The organism is Roseibium sp., assembly GCF_048260565.1.
Classification (GTDB): domain Bacteria; phylum Pseudomonadota; class Alphaproteobacteria; order Rhizobiales; family Stappiaceae; genus Roseibium.
In genome coordinates this window covers 468,076-487,984 of the sequence record NZ_JBLXGP010000001.1, presented here as the reverse complement: position 1 = coordinate 487,984, position 19,909 = coordinate 468,076, and the positions used below count along the sequence as shown (strand labels likewise).

Here is a 19,909-nt window from a genome sequence, read left to right as displayed (position 1 = left end):
ATCCAAATCCGGAAAAAGGGGCCTGTCGCATAGGGGCTTGTATCCCCGCCCATCGGACGTTATACAGTAACATGTAATGTTATTACATACCATTTGATGGGAGCTTCCCTTGCCTGTTTCCTTTCGTTCGCGCCGCCTCCAGCCCCTGGTTCCGCGGCTCCTCCTTGCTGCGTCTCTGACCCTGGCGCCCACTATCGCCTCGGCGGACGTTTCCGTCGTGACCACGATAAAGCCGGTACATTCCCTGGTTTCCGGCGTCATGGAGGGTGTGAGCACACCTGAACTCCTGATCAAGGGAGCCGCTTCGCCCCACGACTTCTCCCTGAAACCGTCTCAGGCCGGACAGCTTCAGAACGCCGATGTGGTGTTCTGGATCGGCGATCATCTGGAGACCTCTCTCGCCAAACCGATTTCGACGATGGCCGAAAAGGCGCTCCGGATCGAACTATTCGATGCTCCGGGTGTGCAGCATCTCAAATTCCGCGATGGCGACGGATTTGAAGGAGACGACCATGAACATGGTGAAACGCATGACCAGGCCGACAGCGGCAAGGACGACGACCATGATCACAACCACGGCGCGGACGGACTGGATCCCCATATCTGGCTCGACCCGGAAAACGCTCGCGCCATGGTCAGGGAAATCGCCGAAGACCTGAGTGCTGCAGATCCGGAGAATGCCGCCACCTACAAGGCGAACGCCGATGCCATGGATCGAAAGCTCATCGACCTGATCCAAAGCACAAACGAACGGCTCGCCCCGGTCAAAGGCCGGCCGTTCATCGTCTTTCATGACGGCTACCATTATTTCGAGGACCGTTTCGGCATGCCGGCCGCCGGCGCAATCACCTTGAACCCGGAAGTTCCGGCAGGGGCGGACCGCGTGGCGGAGGTCCACGATACCATCGAGAAGCAACAGGCCGACTGCGTCTTTGCGGAACCCCAGTTCGAACCGAAACTGATCCGCGTTGTTCTCGAAGGAACCGAGGCACGATCCGGCACGCTGGATCCCCTTGGCGCCGACCTGAAGGACGGTCCCGGACTTTATTTCGCGCTGATTTCAGCCATGGCCGACGCCATGGCGGATTGCCTGTCCGGCGACTGACGGTCCTGAAACAGAAAAAGCCGCGGAGCAGGTTCTCCGCGGCTTCTTCAATTCGTAATCCGTTCGGCGCTTAAACCCGCGCGTCTTCCCGGGTCTTTTCAGTAATGTCGAGTGCCTTCAGCAGATACATATCGCGATCGTAGATGTCGTCGAAATAACTGATCGTGCCGTCATCATTCGGCCAGGCCGTAAAATAGGAGATGTAGACCGGAATATCCCCGCTCACATCTTCCTGGGCATTCTGACCCTGGTTGATCCGGCCTGTGACATAATCCTTGGACTTGCCGAGAACGGCGGCTGCCATCGCCTTGGGATCCTGCAAACGGATGCAACCATGACTGAAGGCGCGGACATCCTTTTTAAACAGGCTCTTGGACGGCGTATCGTGCATGTAGATGTGGTGTTTATTGGGGAACATGATCTTCACCTGCCCGAGTGCATTGGAAGACCCCGGATACTGGCGAACATTGATGCTCTGCTGCTTGGATGCAACCGCATACCAGTCAACGGATGATGAAGACACCTGCTGGCCGGAGACGGTCGTGACCTCATAACCGGCCCGGTCCAGATAGCTCGGGTCCTGTGCCAGTTTGGGCAGCATCTCATTGACGATGATGGAATAGGGAACGCCCCAGTAGGGATTGTATTCCACCAGCCGGATCTTGTCGTAGAAGAAGTTCGTCTGATTGGATTTCTTGCCCACCACCACACGCATGGAAAGCGGTTCTGTACCCGGCTCGTAATAGGTTGCTGTAAAGGCGGGCTGATTGATAAAGACCCGGCGGGCGCCGAGGTCGACCGGCAGCCAGCGGCGGCGTTCCATGGCCAGCTTCACCTTGGCGATCTTGGCGGCATTGGTTTCACCGACCATGGCCTTGATGGTGTTCTTGCCGACGACGCCGTCGGCCGACAATTGGTTTTCCTTCTGGAAGTCCTTGACCAGGGCGACCAGTTCGGGGCTGTACAATTCCTCTCCGGCGTAAGCGGAAAGAACGTCCGCGTTCCTTTCCTTCAGCTCGTCCGATCCGTTCTTCCTGATCGCGGCCACGATGTTCTTCATTTCCGGGCTGGAAGCACCAGCCTTCAGGAAGGTACCCGGTGCGATCACGATCTGGTCTTCGGCTTCATCCTCAGCACGCAGGCGGGCAAGCTCCTTCTTCAGGGCCGCATACTGCGGGTTCTGAGGATTGCGGGAGACCAGATAGGCTTCCAGATCGTCCATGGACTTGATCTTTTCCAGAACGGCCACGAGATCGACCTCACGACGCGGCAGGTCGTGGTACCCGGAGATCCGATCGGGATCGACCCGGCCGCGCTCCGCATCGAGCACGTAGGTCAGCACTGCGCTGGAAAAGGTCAGCTCGAAATTCATCAGCGCTCTTTCACGCTCCAGATTCCGGGCTGCGTCGTCGGCCGTCACCGTTTCCGGCGCGTTTTTTTCAAAAGACGGCAGATCGACCTTGTAGTCTTGTGGGTCCAGGCCTTCCTTGTCCGCATCGGCAAGCGCCATCTTCGCGCTCAGGGCCCGGCTGTTGACATTGCCGTCCTCGACCCAGAGAAAATCAGGATGCTCACGATAGAAGGTCTTCAATGCTTCGGCCACTTCCGGAAGCATTTCGAAGTCGAGCCCCTTCAAAGCCGGACGGGCCTTGTCGAACTCGGTGAGAACGGCCGGGGCGGTATCCGCCTTAACGCCCTCCCCCTCGCTTGCCTGATCTTCGCTTACCGTAACAGCAGCCGTCTTCACCTCTGCAAGACCGGCAAAGGATACCCGTTTCCAGACATCCGGCTTGTAGGTATAGAACTTCGGTGCCGAGACACGCACCGTACGGGCCTTTTCACGCAGCAGTTCATCGCGAGCCTTGAGCTCCTGCATGCGATGGTATTTCGGATTGAACAGACGGTCGAAGAACCCTTGAGCATGCGCCGTATCAGCCCCGACGCCGACAAAGGAGCTGCCGAGAACCAGCGTCGCCAGCCCTGCAATGACGGTTGAAGACAAAGCCCGTCGTTTCACCTCATGAGCACCGTCCGCTGTGCCGAAGCTACCGGGCTTCATTTTTGCAACGTTCGCCAGGATCCGCATATTCCAATCGCCTTAAGCTTGTCGGAAAGGCAAACGACACCATTCGCCTTTTCCCGAATAAATTTTCATTTCTTGCGAACCGCCTGCCTCACGAATCCGCATCCGTTACGCCTGCCGTACCGGCTGTCCGATGAACGCCCAAAGCCGAGCTGGCGTAGCGGCAGCTTGGCAAAGTAATACACCATTCTTCGACACAGCGTTAAGAAGCAAAGCCTTTTGGGCGTCAACATTCACGCGGCTGTGACCGAAAAAACGCAGAAATGCACTGCAGGCTTGCGACATCACGAGCCACACAACCCGCAACGTCAACGCCCCGCGCAGCCTTAGCAAGCCAGGCCGGAATCGGGCAATATCGCTAGAATGCCGTATAAAAACTTCTAGAACGGGATTTCGTCGTCCATGGGGCCTGCGCCGCCGCCGCCCTGGGGACCGCCAAAGCCACCACCGGAACCGCCGCCATAGCCCGGACCGCCACCGTAGCCGCCACCGGACGATTCGCCACCGCCGAAGCCGCCGCCGGAAGAACCGTAATCCGGAAGGCTGCCGCCGCCCTGGCCACCGCCTTCACCGCGACCATCGAGCATGGTCAGGTTGGAATTGAATCCCTGGAGCACGACCTCGGTGGAATAACGATCCTGGCCGCTCTGATCCTGCCACTTGCGGGTCTGCAACTGACCTTCGAGGTAAACCTTCGAGCCCTTGCGCAGATACTGCTCCGCCACCTTGCAAAGGCCTTCGTTGAAGATCACCACCCGGTGCCACTCGGTCTTTTCCCGGCGCTCGCCGGTGCTACGGTCGCGCCAGGATTCGGATGTCGCGATCCGAAGATTTGCGATCGGCCGACCGTCCTGTGTGCGGCGAATTTCGGGATCCGCTCCCAGGTTGCCGACCAGAATTACCTTGTTGACGCTGCCCGCCATGACTGAACTCCCGAGATTACACTTCCGGCGCTGCGGCCGCCGGATCATTCATTTTGCCGACCCTAACGCCAATCATGAGAATACGCCGGGTCTTTCCACGTAAATCCAGCCTTTTCCACAAAGGCTTGATCGCGCGGATGAGGCACTGCTTTTACAGTTGCTATTTTTGTTCTCTTTATGTTCTAATTGTCAAGGCTACACCCCACCAGGTGTCAGGAGAGATTGGGCGCGCTTGCGTTTTTTTGACGCCCGTCATTTGCCTTCGCCATCGAACATTCTAAATATGGAGCGTCGCCGGACAGCGCCACAACAAGCCGCCTCCCCCAGGCTCGTTCAGGCGTTCCGGACTCCCAAGGCCGCCCGAGAGGATTAACACCACATGGCGCATGACGTTCACGCCGACACAAAGGCTCCGGACCCCACCCGGATCATTTCCGTGCGCGGCGCACGGGAACACAATCTGAAGGGTGTCGACCTGGACCTGCCCAGAGACCGTCTGATCGTCATGACCGGCCTGTCAGGATCGGGCAAGTCGTCGCTTGCGTTCGACACGATCTATGCCGAGGGCCAGCGCCGCTATGTGGAAAGCCTGTCGGCCTATGCGCGCCAGTTCCTGGAAATGATGCAGAAACCGGATGTCGACCAGATCGACGGCCTGTCGCCTGCCATTTCCATCGAACAGAAGACCACTTCCCGGAATCCGCGATCCACGGTCGGGACGGTGACCGAGATCTACGACTACATGCGCCTTCTGTTTGCGCGGGTCGGCGTTCCCTATTCCCCGGCGACCGGTCTGCCGATCGAGAGCCAGACCGTGTCCCAGATGGTGGACCGGATCCTTGAGCTTGAGGAAGGCACCCGTCTCTACCTGCTGGCGCCGATCGTCCGCGGTCGAAAGGGCGAATACCGCAAGGAACTCGCCGAGCTCATGAAAAAGGGCTTCCAGCGGGTCAAGATCGACGGCGAATTCCATGAAATCGCCGAAGCCCCCGCCCTCGACAAGAAGTACAAGCATGACATCGACGTGGTCGTGGACCGGATCGTGGTGCGCGAGGACATCGCCGGCCGCCTGGCGGACTCTCTTGAAACAGCCCTGAGGCTCGCTGACGGCACCGCGATCGCGGAATTCGCCGACAAGCCTATGGAAGTGGCCGCCCCCGGCGCGGTTTTGCAGAACCAGAACGAAACCCACGAGCGCCTCGTCTTTTCGGAGAAATTCGCCTGTCCCGTTTCCGGCTTCACCATCACCGAAATCGAGCCCAGGCTGTTTTCCTTCAACAATCCCTTCGGGGCCTGTTCGGCCTGCGACGGTTTGGGAACGACACTTGCCTTCGAGGACGAGCTCGTCGTCCCGGACCACACCCTGTCCTTGCGGGAGGGCGCCGTGCTTCCCTGGGCAAAGACCGGGGCGACATCGCCCTATTACACTCAGACTCTGGAGGCGCTCTGCCGACACTTCGACGTCTCCATGGCCACGCCATGGAAGGAACTTCCGGAAGAGGTCCGCCAGGCCATTCTCTATGGAACCGGCAAGAACAAGGTGGCCTTCATCTATGATGACGGCGCGCGCAGCTACAAGACCGAAAAAGTCTTCGAGGGCGTGATCGGCAATATCGAGCGGCGCTGGCGGGAAACCGAATCCACCTGGGTGCGGGAGGAACTGTCCCGGTTCCAATCCGACCATGCCTGCCCGGCGTGCGCCGGGTACCGGCTGAAGCCGGAAGCGCTTGCGGTGAAAATCGGAGGCCTGCACATCGGCCAGGTGACCGAATTCTCCATTCGCGCCGCCAACGACTGGTTCGATGCGCTTCCTGAAAAGCTGACCCAGAAACAGAACGACATCGCAGGCCGGATTCTGAAGGAAATTCGCGAGCGGCTGAGGTTCCTCAATGACGTCGGGCTGGAATATCTGACCCTGTCGCGCAACTCCGGCACCCTTTCGGGCGGCGAGAGCCAGCGTATCCGCCTGGCCTCCCAGATCGGGTCGGGACTGACCGGCGTACTCTACGTCCTGGACGAGCCGTCCATCGGCTTGCACCAGCGCGACAATGCCCGGCTGCTTGACACGCTGAAACACCTGCGCGATCTCGGAAATACGGTGATCGTCGTCGAGCATGACGAAGACGCGGTGCTGACGGCGGACTTCGTGGTCGATGTCGGGCCCGGAGCCGGCGTCCATGGCGGCGAGATCGTCGCCCAGGGAACGCCGCAGGAGGTCATGGCCAATCCGGCCTCGCTGACCGGCCAGTATCTGTCCGGCGCCCGCATGATCCCGCTTCCCGCCGAACGACGCAAGCTGAAGAAGACACGGAAGATTTCCGTGGTCGGCGCACGCGGCAACAACCTCAAGGACGTAAACGTTGACGTTCCGCTCGGCACATTCACCTGCGTCACCGGGGTCTCGGGCGGCGGCAAGTCGACGTTCCTGATCGACACGCTGTTCAAATCGGCTGCGCGCCGGCTGAACGGTGCGCGTGAAAATCCTGCCCCTCATGACCGGATCGACGGGCTGGAACACCTGGACAAGGTGATCGACATCGATCAGTCGCCGATCGGGCGCACGCCGCGTTCCAACCCGGCGACCTATACGGGGGCGTTCACTCCGATTCGCGAATGGTTCGCCGGGATGCCTGAAGCCAAGGCGCGCGGATATGCGCCGGGACGCTTTTCCTTCAACGTGAAGGGTGGCCGCTGCGAAGCCTGCCAGGGCGATGGCGTCATCAAGATCGAAATGCACTTCCTGCCGGATGTCTACGTCACCTGCGACGTCTGCAAGGGTCAGCGCTACAACCGGGAAACCCTCGAGGTCCAGTTCAAGGGCAAATCGATCGCCGATGTGCTCGACATGACGGTCGAAGAGGCGGCGGAGTTCTTCTCTGCCGTCCCTGCGGTCCGGGACAAGATGGAAACGCTGGCGCGTGTCGGTCTTGGCTATATCAAGGTCGGCCAGCAGGCGACGACGCTGTCCGGCGGCGAGGCCCAGCGGGTGAAACTGGCGAAGGAGCTGTCCCGGCGCTCGACCGGGCGCACACTCTATATTCTCGACGAACCGACCACGGGCCTGCACTTCCATGACGTGGCCAAGCTTCTGGAAGTCCTGCACGAGCTGGTCGAGCAGGGAAACACGGTTTTGGTGATCGAGCACAATCTGGAAGTCATCAAGACGGCCGACTGGATCATCGACATGGGACCGGAGGGCGGCGACGGCGGCGGTACGGTCGTCGCGACCGGCCGCCCGGAGGATGTGGCGGAAATCGAGGCCAGTTATACGGGCCGATTTTTGCGGGAGCTATTGCAACGCAGACCACAGCATGCCTCGGACGCCGCTGAATAGGTTGCAATGCAACATACACCTATTCCGCTTTGATTTATCTCAATTTTCCGACCCGGCCCGCATCAACGCCGGGTCGTTTATTTTGCATTGCACTAAACGCATGACTGACATGCATACATGGCACTTCTTTTTTTTTGGCCTCGAATTATATTCCACTCATCGGATCAATGATGCGGCGCACACAAATAATGGTGCGACGCAATCACCAAGGACGAAAACAATGTTCGACAATGTCGTTCGTAGATACAACAACTGGGTCAATTACCGGCGCACCGTGGACGAGCTTTCCCGCCTGTCCAGCCGCGAACTGAGCGACCTCGGCATCAGCCGCAGTGACATTCGCTTCGTCGCACGCCGTACGACCACCCAGTAAAGAGCTCGCGTTCCTACAGCTACCTCCTCCCAAGCTACGGAACGCGCGACCTTGGCAGGGCATCCTCCTCCCAGTCCTGTCAATCATAACGACGCCCGCCAGTACCTCCTCCCACTGGCGGGCGATCGTTTTTTTAGAGACTGAAAATTCAATCTCCAGAAACCGCAGCCTCGGCGATCTCTATCGGCCGGGGATTTTTTGTGATTTCCCGCCTCCGATCGCCGATCCAAATAGTTATCCGGCTCACGCATAACAGATTGTCAGGTCTGCGTTTTTCGAAGATCAGGCGTGCAATTTTTCTTCTACCTATCGTCTGCTCGCCTGCCTATATCTTGGGCATAGAGATTAAAACAGAGCCAGACAAAGAGCAAAAGCTCCAGGTCTATAAACAGAAAACACAGAAAGGCCTCATCATGCTTGATCAAGTCGTTCGCCGTTACCGGAACTGGAAGCAGTACCGGAGCACCTATAACGAGCTGTCCCGTATGTCGAACCGGGAACTCGCCGACATTGGCATCAGCCGTTGCGACATCGCACGTTGCGCCAACCAGGCGATCAAATAACGAAGGTCAATCGATTCTCGGGAATCGGTCGACTTCGCCGCGGCGTAACCAGCGGCCATTAAAAAACCTGCCAGCGCATTCCGCCGGCAGGTTTTTTTGTCCCGACTCGAATTGAGTCCGCTAACGCACGTCGTGAAAAGGCGGATACCGTTTTTTCGCAATTAGACGTGCGTCAGAAAATAGATAGACCATGTCTCGTAGAGACGAATGAACGCGACATTGTCTAGCCGGCCATCCAGCGTTTCAGATCCTCGACGACCGGCTTCTCTCCGTTGGCCTTCGGCCACGAATCGATGGCAAACACCTCGCCGGTCTTCTTTTCCTTCACCGTCGCCGTTGCGTGCGGATAGCGACCATCGAGGAAGAAGCCCCGCGCCACCGGTCCGCTGACCGAATGATACTTCAAATAGCCGTGCTTTTCGGCGACCAGAAGCAGGCTTGCCGTATTCGTCGCCTCGTCGATACAATCCATCTGCCCCCGCACCCCGGCATTGTGCAGGTCGAGTCCACCAACGTCGTTTGCAGAGCCGACCTGGGGTGCGACGCGCTTCTCATTCCAGGCCACGGCATTCGCGATTGCCTTGCGCTCTGCTTCCGCAGAACGGCTGCCTGCGGCCAGAATGCGCTTCAGACGCCTCAGGTCCCGGCTGGAAATATTCACCGGTGTCTTATAGGTGCAGCCGAAGCCATGACAGACATAGGTGCGATCAGCCCGCGGCGCCACACCGTCATGAGATGCGTACCAGGACGTCGCCTGACCGGTCGACTGCCCGGCACAGGCATTGAGCAACAGCAACCCTGCCAGGCCGGCCGCGTTCAGAGCTTTCGTCGCGATCTTCAAGACGTCCTCGTTCACGAATCGTGAGTGTTCGAATTGAATGAGTGAACCAATGCGGTTCCGTTTGGTCAATCAGGATACAGCCATTGCCTCAAAAAGCACCTGCCTGTAAAGGAGTGTCATGTTGAAAAGGCTGTCGCCCCTCCTCGATGGCGCCCGTGCCTCAGGTATGCCTGCCAGGAGGCGGCAGCCGCACCACCCGGAACTCTTTGAAGGTTAGACAGGATGACCCCCATCCATGTGATCGGCGGCGGCCTGGCAGGTTCCGAAGCTGCCTGGCAGATCGCCGAACGCGGCATACCGGTTGTCTTGCACGAGATGCGCCCGGTACGCGGGACCGATGCCCACAAGACCGATGGCCTTGCCGAGCTCGTATGCTCCAACTCGTTCCGCTCGGACGACAGCGAGCAAAACGCGGTCGGCCTGCTGCATCATGAACTGCGCCGTGCCGGATCGCTGATCATGCGCTGCGGCGATACCCATCAGGTGCCGGCCGGCAGCGCGCTGGCCGTCGACCGGGATGGCTTTTCGGCTGCGGTCACCAAGGCTCTTGAAGACCATCCGCTGGTCACCATCGAGCGCGGCGAAATCGCCGGGCTGCCGCCCGCGGACTGGGACAGCGTTATCGTGGCAACCGGCCCGCTGACCTCCCCGGCCCTCTCGCAGGCGGTCCTGGAGAAGAGCGGCGAGGATGCACTCGCGTTTTTCGATGCCATTGCACCAATCGTTCATTTCGACAGCGTCGACCTTTCGAAAGCCTGGTTCCAGTCCCGTTACGACAAGGTGGGGCCCGGCGGAACGGGCAAGGACTACCTCAACTGTCCCTTGGACAGGGACCAGTATGAGGCCTTCATCGACGCGCTGCTGACCGGCGAAAAGACCGACTTCAAGGAATGGGAGGAAAACACGCCCTATTTCGACGGTTGTCTGCCGATCGAGATCATGGCTGCCCGCGGTCGCGAAACGCTACGCCACGGTCCCATGAAGCCAATGGGCCTGACGAATGCGCATAACCCGGACGTTAAGGCCTATGCGGTGGTTCAGCTGCGCCAGGACAATGCACTCGGCACGCTCTACAACATGGTCGGCTTTCAGACGAAACTGAAGTACGGCGCCCAGGCCGAGATATTCCGGATGATCCCGGGGCTGGAGAACGCCCAGTTCGCCCGTCTCGGCGGCCTGCACCGCAACACCTTCCTCAATTCGCCAAAGGTACTCGACGGCACGCTCCGGCTCAAGGCGGACCCGCGCCTGCGCTTCGCCGGCCAGATCACCGGTTGCGAAGGCTATGTGGAATCGGCAAGCGTCGGCTGCATGACCGGGATCTTTGCTGCCCTCGAACGTCTGGGCAGACCGATTCCGTTACCGCCGGAAACCACCGCCATGGGGGCTCTAATCGGTCACATCACAGGCGGCCATATCGCCCGCGACGACGAAGGTCCCCGCTCCTTCCAGCCGATGAATGTCAACTTCGGCCTGTTTCCGCCGGTGGAAGCCCCGAAGACCGGCCCGGACGGCAAGCGGTTAAAGGGTAAGGAGAAGACCAAGGCGAAGAAATCCGCCATGACCCAGCGTGCCAAGGCGGATTTCGAAACCTGGTTCGCCGGCCTGGAAAGTTAGCCGACCTTCCGTTCGCTGTCCGAAGTGAGACCGCCGCGCTTGTGTTCATCGCGCCATTCCCGGCCATCTGCGGGAAGACCACTGTCTTGAGCCAGGTAGGTGGTCGAGGACGGGAACGCGAAGTCCGTGCCGGCGTCATGGACGATTTCCATGATCTTCATCAGGATATCCTGCTGGACTTCCAGGAAGGTATCCCGCGCCGAAGTTTGAATATAGGCATAGATCTCAATATCGAGGGAAAACGCGCCAAGCTCCATCAGTCTCACGCGAAGCGGCTCTTCCGCGACCATCTCATGGGCCTCCAGGAAGGAGCGGATGCCCTCGATCACCCGGTTCAACTGTGCTTCGCTGGTTTCATAGCGCAGGTTGATCCGATGTTTCAGATGGAACTGGTCCCGACGGCTGTAATTGATGATCTTGCGTTTCGCCAGGTCCGCGTTCGCGACCGTGATCACGGTGCGATCGAGCGCCCGGATCCGCGTCGACCGAATGCCGATTGCTTCGATCGTTCCGGCGAGATCGTCGAATTCGCAGAATTCACCGACACGAACCATCCGGTCCGCATAGAGGATGATCCCGCCGATCAGGTTTTCCAGCGTCGGCTGCGCGGCAAGGGCAACCGCCAGACCGCCAACACCGAGACCTGCGATCACCCCATAGACCGGAATGCCGATCTGGGTCGCCCCGTAGCCGATGACCAGCACCGCTACGGCAACACCGACCAGACGGAAGGCCGTAAGGAGCAGGCTGGAATCCAGGCTTTTTGTCGGGACGGACGGGTTCTTGATAACCCAGGCGGAGATGAGTTCGACGATCCGGTAGGCCAGCCACGCCGTCGCCGTCCAGACAATGGCGGTTGAAATGGTTCCTACGGCAACCATCACGTCGCCGGTGATATTGATCTGCTCCTCGATCAGGTAGCGATATGCGAGTACCGACAGGATCACGATCACCGGTATTTGCAAACCGCGCAATTTACGCTTGGCGTCTGATAGCGGCACGGCCCGCCAGCGGCTCCACCTGTGGTACAGGACCGGGATCGCCAACGTCAGCGCCGAAAGAAGTACCAGCGCGATCCACTGCCAATAGGCTTGGGACAGGACTTGATTTCCGAGCCATTCCGGGCCGGAACGGATCAGGTTGTACCATTTCGGCGCAACGAGGTTTCCAGGTGTGTAGATGTAATAAGAATAGAGATCGTCGCCCCGGTCCTGACGCGAGGGAAACGACTTGATCAGTTCGTAGTTGTCCGGAATCTGGTCTACGGACGCCTTGGTAATCAGATAGCGGCTGCCGTTGCCCGGGGTGTCCGTTCTCTCAAAAACGATGCCCGTTCCGGGAATTTTCCAACGCTCCGGCAATTCACCGATCGCCTTGGAATTCAGAAAGGATCCAGCAGGCCCACCCGGCACATCTTCCATCGCCGGAAGATAGATCCGGTCCAGGATTTCCTGGAACTGCAGAACGATCTCAAGACTCGCGCTTTTCCGCGCGGTATCGGGGATGTCGCTCAAGTCGAATATTCCGGCAGCCTTGTCGAACATCGCCCTGACAAAGTCGAGCCTGTGTTCCTGCTTTGCCGTCAGGAACCTGTTCGGGCTTTCCTGGAATTCCGAGCGTACATTGCGCCAGATGTTTTCCGCTTCCTCCATGAGCATGAGATAGCTTTCAAGCGCTGCTCGTGGACTGCTGGTATCCGGCGGTGCAAGGGGATTTTCGCGCAGGTAGGTTTTTATGTCGAAACCTGCCCCCCGGGCGGTAGGCTCAGGGACTTTCCTGATCGCTCTCATAGCCTCCAGGTTGGGATCGGGCTTTACGCCGGATGCCGTTTGGGCAAAGCCATCGGTAATGCCGATACAGACGCCGATCAGAAGCGCCATCCCCCCGAAAAACAAACGAAAGGAGCGAATAACGGCTCCGACGTGAACCCCTGAAATAGCCATCACCTGTAAAACCCCGGCGAACATGTATGTTCGTTTCCCTGATCAAAACCCGGGACTTTATTATCAAGGAAGGCTGAATATTGGGTTACGCGCGCGGGCCGATACGGCAAGCCGCGTCACGCGGACAGGACGGCGCCGGATTTCCGCGCAGCGCGCCACAGGATCCACTGCCGTCGGAGTTGGGACATGCGCACCGGCTCGCGCAGCGGGTCATGCCCCGGTTTTTCCATCCGCTTCAAGAAAGGTTCGACCAGCGCGACCGGCAAAAAGGCCGGGGCGACATGGGGCGGAATGTCCGCAACATGCTGTCGGACCCGTGCAAGGTGATGGCGAACATGGGAGCGCAATTCCGCCAGTGCCGCGCGCAGGTGGTCCGTCGTTTCACCGTTAAAGACGGTCTGAGGTTCCACGCCATGGCGCTCCAGCAGATCCTTGGGCAAATACATCTGCCGGCGCGCTGCATGCCATGGCAAGGCGCGCATCAGACCGGCCAGTGCATAGGCGACACCCGCATGACCGGCAATGGTCGCGGTGCCCGCGTCCTTTCCCCCGTTCAGAACGAGGCTGCCAAGCTGGATCAGGGCAGAAGAGGTTTCGCCCGCATAGCCTTCCAGATCATTCAGGCTCGGCATCGGATCATCGTAGAGATCGAAGATCCGAGCCTCCGTCATTGCGATCAGCGGTTCCTTCGGTAACCGGTATTTTTCAATCGTCTCGCCCAATGCGGCGGCAACGGGGTTGGCAGACGGGGTTCCGTGCTCAACGCCTTCCAGATAATCGCGCCACCACTGCAGCCGAACCTCCCCGGGAAGCGGGTCGCTGACCATGTCGCGCACCCGGGCGATTTCCGTGTTGAAGGCGTAGAGCGCAAGAAGACCCGGCCGATCCTCGGCCGCCGCGAACAATGCGGTCAGGTAGCGGTCGCGATCGGCGTCATAAACCAGATCGCGGGCGTGGTCGAAATCAGAGCTCATATGGGATGATATGGTCTCCCCACCGGCGTTAGTCCACCGCCAGCAGGGCCGCGGCAACCGCCCGGTCCTCGGACAAAAGCACGTTGAAGGTCCTGACCGCTGCCCCGGTCGACATGGGATCCGCCAGGATACCAGCCTCACGGAAGGCCTCCCTCAGTTGAGCCGGCAAAGGCCGCAGCTCTTTCCCGGTGCCGACCAGGAGCACCTCGATGTCTTCCCGTTCCTTAAACACGCGCTCGAAAGCGGTCGAATCGAACTCCGACGGATCGGTCAGGTTCCAGCCGTAGATCCCGCTCGGCACGCACAACAGCGATCCGCGATGGGACATGTTCGCAAAGCGGAACCCGCCGTCACCATAGGCGTCCAGCGGCGCCCGTCCGGGAAAATGCGCTTTGCGGACGTCCATCGCGTCAGGCGGCCGATTCCGCGTCGACATCCAGCTCCTGTGCATCCTCGCCGCCCGGGGTCTTTCCGTCACGACGCAGGTTGAACAGGATCAGGAAGGGAGCTGCCAGGAAGATCGACGAGTAGGTGCCGATCACGATGCCGAAAATCATGGCGAGCGTAAACGAACGGATCACCTCACCACCGAAAGCCCACAGCGCGATCAACGCCAGCAAGGTGGTGAAAGAGGTGAGCGTCGTGCGCGAAAGTGTCTCGTTGATCGAGCGGTCCAGCAGGTCGGCCAGCGGTATCTTCTTGTAACGCCGCAAGTTCTCGCGAATGCGGTCGTAGACCACCACCGTATCGTTCAGCGAATAACCGATAATAGTCAGGACCGCGGCGATACTGGACAGCGAGAAATCGAGTTGCAGGATCACGAAAAGGCCAACGGTGACCAGAACGTCGTTTGCCGTCGTCAGGATCGCGCCGATGGCGAACTGCCATTCGAAACGGAACCAGATGTACACCAGAATGGCGAGCAGAGCCGCACCGACGGCCATGGCGCCAGCACGGGCCAATTCGCCGGACACGCGCGGGCCGACCACTTCGGTACGGCGGAATTCCACATTCTGATCTTCAAATGCGGTCTTGATTTTTGCGACGACCGACTGCTGGGCCAATTCGCCACCGGGCTGTTCCTCGATCCGGATGAGGACCTCGTCATCGCCGCCAAACTGCTGAACCTGAACATCACCGAGGTTCAGGTTTCCGAGTTCCGAACGAATCGAAGCGACATCGGCGGGACCATCGGTCTTTATTTCAATGAGCGTGCCGCCCTTGAAATCGATGCCGTAGTTCAGGCCAACGGTGAAGAACAACGTCACAGATGCGATCGCAAGCAGGATCGACAGCGGAAAGCTGATTTTCCGCAGCCACATGAAGCGCAAATTGGTGTTATCCGGAACAAGTTTGAGCAGTGCCATTTTTCTTCTCCCGGATCAGATCGGCAGTTTCGACGGCCGGCGCGTCCGTACCCAGAGGGCGACGAGCAGGCGGCTGAAGGTGAAGGCGGAAAACACCGTGGTGAAGATACCGATGGCAAGCGTCACCGCGAAGCCCTTGACCGGGCCGGAACCGAGCTGGAACAGGATCAGGGCCGCAATCAGGGTCGTGATGTTGGCGTCCATAATGGTTCCCAGGGCGCGCTTGTAACCGGCATCGATCGCCGAGATGGCCGAGCGTCCTGCCCGAGCCTCCTCGCGAATACGCTCGAAGATCAGCACGTTGGCGTCCACCGCCATGCCGATGGTGAGCACGATCCCGGCGATGCCCGGCAACGTCAGGGTTGCCTGAAGCAGCGTGAGTGCACCGAAGATCAGGATGACGTTCGCCGCGAGAGCGATATCGGCGATGATCCCAAAGCGGCCGTAGGCGAGGACCATGAATATGACCACTGCGGCGCCCGCAATCAGAGAAGCGAGTTTACCTGCTTCGATGGAATCGGCGCCGAGTCCCGGACCGATGGAGCGTTCTTCGATGACCGTCAGTTTCGCGGGCAGCGCACCTGCCCGCAGCAGAACCGCCAGATCGTTGGCACCCTCGACGGTGAAGTTGCCGGAAATCTGCCCGGACCCGCCGGTAATCGGTTCGCGGATGACCGGCGCGGAAATCACGTCTTCATCGAGAACGATGGCAAACGGTTTGCCGACGTTCTGCTGGGTGACGATCGAGAACTTTCGCGCGCCTGCCGTGTTGAAGCGGAAGTTGACCACCGGTTCGTTGGTGCGCTGATCGAAGCTGACCTGCGCATCGACGAGATCCTCACCGCTGAGCAGAGCATTTTCCTCAAGCAGATAGGGAATGGGAGGATCGTCGATCGAATTCAGGATGATCGTGCCGACCGGCAGCCGGTCCTGCAGCGCCTGCTGGGCGGTCATGGAAGTGTCGACCATGTGGAAGGTCAGCTGTGCCGTCTGACCGATCAGGTCTTTCAGCCTCTGGGGATCGTTCTCGCCGGGCGCCTCGACAAGGATACGGTCCGATCCCTGGCGCTGGATGTTCGGTTCCGTGGTTCCCAGTTCATCGACGCGGCGCCGGATCACTTCGATCGATTGCTCGACGATGGACTGCATCCGATCGGCCAGGCCTTCATCCGTATAGGTAAAGCGGGCGAGGCCGTCGTCGGACACGGAAAGGGCAAATTCGAATATCTGCTGACCGCCGAACAGCGAATTCACCAGCGGATTTCGCAATCCGTCAAGGCGCTTGCGCGCCTCGTCGAGCTTGGTCAGGTCGCGGATGCGAACCTGGGCGCCGTCGCCCTGAACGCCCAGGCCGGTGTAGCCGATGCGCGGCTGCTCGCGAAGCGCTGTGCGAATCTCGCCAACCAGCGTCTTCAGGCGCTTCTGCATATAGTCCTGCTTGTCTATCTCGTAGAGAAGATAGGCACCGCCTTGAAGATCGAGGCCGAGCACCATCTTGTTCTTCGGCAGAAAACCGGGCCAACTCTCCAGTGTCTTGGCGGAAAAGAAGTTCGGCAGCGTCGTAACGGCGCCTAAGGCGATCACAAGAGCAATCAGCGCGATCTTCCAGCGAGCGAAGTAAAGCATGACTTGAGCCTAAGCTGGGGCCTGTTCAAAGGCCCTATCAGGGCAATCCGGCCGCGCATCGCCGACCGGGCAAAGGGAAACGGTGAACGAATTGACGGCGCTTCAGGCGCCGTCCTTCGCCGGCTCCGACTTGGAACGCACTTCCTGAACCATCGAACGGACGATGCGCACCTTCACGCCTTCGCCCAGTTCCACCTGCAGTTCGTTATCGTCGACGACCTTGGCAACCTTGCCGATCAGGCCACCGGAGGTGACGACCGTGTCGCCCCGGCGAAGGTTTGCCACCATGTCCTGATGCTGCTTCATGCGCTGGCGCTGCGGGCGGATGATCAGGAAATACATGATCGCGAAGATCAGCACGAAAGGCAGCAGAGACATGAGAAAGTCCGGGCTCATGGGAGATCCGGTCTGCGCATAGGCTGGGGTGATGAACATTAAACTCTCCTAAGGGCGGCTCTGTCTTCCGGTTCCGGTCCAACGGTTTCCGGCAAGAAAGCCTCAATTCCAGTGGCGCGGACTATAACGACGGCGCTCCGGTTTTCAAGGGATTGAACCGGTATCGGGCGTACCGAAACCGGAATATCCGGCGTTTTCCGTTACCGCCAGCCATGATAGTCCTTTGCCACTGTCACACAGGGCCTGAAATGGTCCCCATTGCAAAGGGTTACAAGACCAGATGTCTGACGGAAGCGACCTATCACGCTTGAACGAAAAACTCGATACCCTGATCGGCCTGATTGAACGGGCCGTGCCTGCCCGGCCCTGCCCCGCCGATTTCGACGCTGCCGAAGCTTTTGTCTGGTCCCCCCATCCAGGCGAACTCGTTCCCGTGGCAAAGGTGAACAGGGTCGACATCACCCTGCTTTGCGCCGTCTCCCGCCTGCGTGACCTTCTTCTGGACAACACCCGGCGCTTCGCCAACGGCCTGCCGGCCAACAACGCGCTCTTGTGGGGCGCCCGCGGCATGGGCAAATCGTCTCTGGTCAAAGCCACCCAGGCCGCGATCAACCAGGAACTGGGCACCGGCATCCTGAAACTGGTGGAAATTCATCGCGAGGACATCGAGAGCCTGCCGCTTCTGATGAAAATGGTACGCGACACGCCCTACCGGTTCATTATCTTCTGCGATGACCTGAGCTTCGATCAGGACGACACGTCCTACAAGTCCCTGAAAGCCGTACTCGAAGGCGGGATCGAAGGCCGTCCGGACAACGTGATCTTCTACGCCACGTCTAACCGGCGCCATCTCCTGCCGCGGGACATGATCGAGAACGAACGATCCACGGCGATCAATCCGGCCGAGGCCGTTGAGGAAAAAGTCTCCCTGTCCGACCGTTTCGGCCTTTGGCTCGGCTTCCACAAGTGCAGCCAGGACGATTATCTGGACATGGTGAACGGCTATGTGGCGCATTACGGCCTGAATGTCGAAGCCGACCGCCTGCGGGCCGAGGCTCTGGAATGGGCGACCACCCGGGGCAGCCGCTCGGGCCGTGTCGCCTTCCAGTTCATTCAGGATCTCGCCGGCCGCCTTGGCCAGACGCTGGACTGATCCGCAAGTAAAGGCCCGGCACAATCTGTACCGGGCCTGGCAGCGATTGCCACTTCAGGAAATTTCGCGGTTCAGCTTTTCGGCAGATACTTGAGCGGATCGACCGGTTTGTTGCCCCTGCGCAGTTCGAAGTGAACCTGCGGCTGGGAAACCGAGCCGGTTGCGCCGGCATTTGCGATCACCTCGCCTCTCGACACCTTGTCGCCGCGCTTCACATTCAGCTTGCTGTTGTGGGCATAGGCCGACACCCAGCCATCCGCATGGCGCAGGAGAACCAGATTGCCGAAGCCTTTAAGTTCATTGCCGGCATAAATCACGGTTCCACTTCCGGCTGCCTTTACCGGCGTTCCTTCCGGAACCGCCAGGTTGACGCCTTCATTGCGGGTCCCGCCGGGCTTGGAGCCGAAGTCGGAAATAATCCGCCCCCGCACCGGCCAACGGAACAGTTGTCCGCCGCTATTGTCCGGTTCGCTCTGGTCGACACTGGCAACTTTTTCCGTCGGCTTGATCGGCGCAGTCGGCCGCGCCTCATCGTCCTTTGAGGTGGTGATGACCGCGACCCGGGGCGTCGTGGAATTGCCGCTATGCGCCGGCATTTCGGGCGGCACCGGCACGTTCCTGCCGGCGCTTTGAACCGTAGCGGGACGCACCGACCCGGTAGTCGTTACCGGCTTGCGCTTCGGCAATGCCGCAACGCGAACGGGCGCTACATCAGACGTCTTTCCGGAGCGCACTTCGGCAAAGCTCGGTTGACGTACGGGCTTGCGATCCGGCGACGGCGCTCCACCGGAGACCGATGCGGTCGGGCTGACGGAGCCGGTATAGACAGGCTGGCTGTTTCGGGACGGAGCCGGACGCGCTGGGCTGGTTGCCGACGCCGTTTCGGGATGCACATATGTCGGAATCAACAGGGTCTGGCCGGGCTTGACCTGCCCCGGATATTCAATGCCATTGACCGCTGCGATCGCCTCCACCGGCACACCGTAGCGACGGGACATGGTCTTGACCGAATCCCCCTCGCGAACGGTCACACGCGTTCCACCGACGGACGTCCAGTTTTTCCAGCGAACCGCTCCGGAAGAGACGACTTCCGGCGCGGGCACCGTTTCGACCGGGCGGGACCGCTGACTTTTCACGATCTGCGGCTTGGAAGACGGAAGGTTCGCACGCTCCACGGCGCTGCGCTGTGCCGGAACCGCCCCTGTATAGGTGGGTTGGGAGGCTGCAGGCGGCAGACCTCGCTCGGTTCCGCCCGGGCCGCTCACGATATCCTTATAGGTCGGCTGCTTCGTCCCAGCACCCAGAATAGCCCGCTGATTGTTCGTCCCGCCCGTATAAACCGGTGCTTCGCCGAAGCGTTCGACGTCGGCACTGCATCCGGCAAGAACCCCGGCAGCGACTGAAATGAGAGCGACCTTGAGAACCCGGCCACTGCGGACGATACGCTTCCGCTTTTTCATAGTTCTACTCAAACCGATAGACATGAAGGTTATGGTTAAGAGTAGAAACCAGTAAGGTTTATAAAGAGCTAAGATGGCGGTTAAATTTGGAACCAAATCAGCAAACGGAAATGAAACCCCGGATTACGGACCATTGACTGGTCCTGAAGCT

The 19,909-nt window shown here is 59.6% G+C and carries 16 protein-coding genes; 6 read left to right on the top strand and 10 right to left on the bottom strand.

All coding sequences use genetic code 11. The annotated features are described in order from the left end of the window. The first annotated feature begins 217 nt into the window (after positions 1-217). Entirely contained in the window at positions 218-1,105 is an 888-nt protein-coding gene (locus tag ACN0SO_RS02140) for a zinc ABC transporter substrate-binding protein (RefSeq protein WP_417674046.1), read from the top strand. A 70-nt stretch (positions 1,106-1,175) separates the two neighbouring features. Here ACN0SO_RS02140 and ACN0SO_RS02135 read toward each other — a convergent pair whose 3' ends face one another. Together ACN0SO_RS02135 and ACN0SO_RS02130 are read right to left on the bottom strand one after the other, a co-directional pair. Continuing rightward, the gene (locus ACN0SO_RS02135; RefSeq protein ID WP_417674044.1) at positions 1,176-3,191 is read right to left on the bottom strand and encodes a L,D-transpeptidase family protein; all 2,016 of its coding nucleotides are present in this window, start codon (positions 3,189-3,191) and stop codon (positions 1,176-1,178) included. Positions 3,192-3,568: 377 nt separating this feature from the next. Then, positions 3,569-4,111 carry a single-stranded DNA-binding protein gene (locus tag ACN0SO_RS02130; protein WP_417674043.1) on the bottom strand — a complete coding sequence of 181 codons (543 nt, stop codon included), beginning with the start codon at positions 4,109-4,111 and terminating at the stop codon, positions 3,569-3,571. Between the two features lie 379 nt (positions 4,112-4,490). On the opposite strand from ACN0SO_RS02130, the gene uvrA reads away from it, so the two are divergent. The 3 genes from uvrA to ACN0SO_RS02115 all read left to right on the top strand — a co-directional run bounded on the left by uvrA (position 4,491) and on the right by ACN0SO_RS02115 (position 8,381). Then, positions 4,491-7,445, top strand: a complete 2,955-nt coding sequence (gene uvrA / locus ACN0SO_RS02125) for an excinuclease ABC subunit UvrA (protein WP_417674041.1) — start codon at positions 4,491-4,493, stop codon at positions 7,443-7,445. Positions 7,446-7,665: 220 nt separating this feature from the next. After that, positions 7,666-7,818 (top strand): DUF1127 domain-containing protein, encoded by a 153-nt coding sequence (locus tag ACN0SO_RS02120; RefSeq protein WP_417674039.1) that lies wholly within the window; start codon positions 7,666-7,668, stop codon positions 7,816-7,818. Between the two features lie 413 nt (positions 7,819-8,231). Next, positions 8,232-8,381 carry a DUF1127 domain-containing protein gene (locus ACN0SO_RS02115; RefSeq protein WP_417674037.1) on the top strand — a complete coding sequence of 50 codons (150 nt, stop codon included), beginning with the start codon at positions 8,232-8,234 and terminating at the stop codon, positions 8,379-8,381. A gap of 223 nt (positions 8,382-8,604) precedes the next feature. Here ACN0SO_RS02115 and ACN0SO_RS02110 read toward each other — a convergent pair whose 3' ends face one another. Beyond that, positions 8,605-9,222, bottom strand: a complete 618-nt coding sequence (locus ACN0SO_RS02110) for a hypothetical protein (RefSeq protein WP_417674035.1) — start codon at positions 9,220-9,222, stop codon at positions 8,605-8,607. Positions 9,223-9,444: 222 nt separating this feature from the next. On the opposite strand from ACN0SO_RS02110, the gene trmFO reads away from it, so the two are divergent. Continuing rightward, positions 9,445-10,839 (top strand): methylenetetrahydrofolate--tRNA-(uracil(54)-C(5))-methyltransferase (FADH(2)-oxidizing) TrmFO, encoded by a 1,395-nt coding sequence (gene trmFO / locus ACN0SO_RS02105; RefSeq protein ID WP_417674033.1) that lies wholly within the window; start codon positions 9,445-9,447, stop codon positions 10,837-10,839. Here the strand turns inward: trmFO and ACN0SO_RS02100 are convergent. The 6 genes from ACN0SO_RS02100 to yajC form a co-directional block, all read right to left on the bottom strand. Beyond that, positions 10,836-12,719, bottom strand: coding sequence for a mechanosensitive ion channel family protein (locus ACN0SO_RS02100; protein ID WP_417674031.1), 1,884 nt, complete (start codon positions 12,717-12,719; stop codon positions 10,836-10,838). The genes trmFO and ACN0SO_RS02100 overlap by 4 nt on opposite strands. A 179-nt stretch (positions 12,720-12,898) precedes the next feature. After that, complete coding sequence (locus ACN0SO_RS02095) at positions 12,899-13,756, bottom strand: phytoene/squalene synthase family protein (protein ID WP_417674029.1); 858 nt, start codon at positions 13,754-13,756, stop codon at positions 12,899-12,901. 28 nt (positions 13,757-13,784) lie between these two features. Then, positions 13,785-14,192, bottom strand: coding sequence for an Mth938-like domain-containing protein (locus ACN0SO_RS02090; protein ID WP_417674027.1), 408 nt, complete (start codon positions 14,190-14,192; stop codon positions 13,785-13,787). After that, on the bottom strand, positions 14,167-15,123 hold the full coding sequence (secF, locus tag ACN0SO_RS02085) for a protein translocase subunit SecF (RefSeq protein WP_417674025.1): 957 nt from the start codon (positions 15,121-15,123) through the stop codon (positions 14,167-14,169). The genes ACN0SO_RS02090 and secF overlap by 26 nt, the downstream gene beginning before the upstream one ends. A 15-nt stretch (positions 15,124-15,138) precedes the next feature. Continuing rightward, on the bottom strand, positions 15,139-16,749 hold the full coding sequence (gene secD, locus ACN0SO_RS02080) for a protein translocase subunit SecD (RefSeq protein WP_417674023.1): 1,611 nt from the start codon (positions 16,747-16,749) through the stop codon (positions 15,139-15,141). Between the two features lie 102 nt (positions 16,750-16,851). Further along, positions 16,852-17,184 (bottom strand): preprotein translocase subunit YajC, encoded by a 333-nt coding sequence (gene yajC / locus ACN0SO_RS02075; protein ID WP_346897460.1) that lies wholly within the window; start codon positions 17,182-17,184, stop codon positions 16,852-16,854. Between the two features lie 241 nt (positions 17,185-17,425). On the opposite strand from yajC, the gene ACN0SO_RS02070 reads away from it, so the two are divergent. Further along, positions 17,426-18,298, top strand: a complete 873-nt coding sequence (locus ACN0SO_RS02070) for an ATP-binding protein (RefSeq protein ID WP_417674021.1) — start codon at positions 17,426-17,428, stop codon at positions 18,296-18,298. A 71-nt stretch (positions 18,299-18,369) separates the two neighbouring features. Here the strand turns inward: ACN0SO_RS02070 and ACN0SO_RS02065 are convergent, their stop codons facing one another. Continuing rightward, a complete protein-coding gene (locus ACN0SO_RS02065) occupies positions 18,370-19,758 on the bottom strand; it encodes a peptidoglycan DD-metalloendopeptidase family protein (protein ID WP_417674019.1) in 1,389 nt (462 codons plus the stop codon). Between the last annotated feature and the right edge of the window lie 151 nt (positions 19,759-19,909).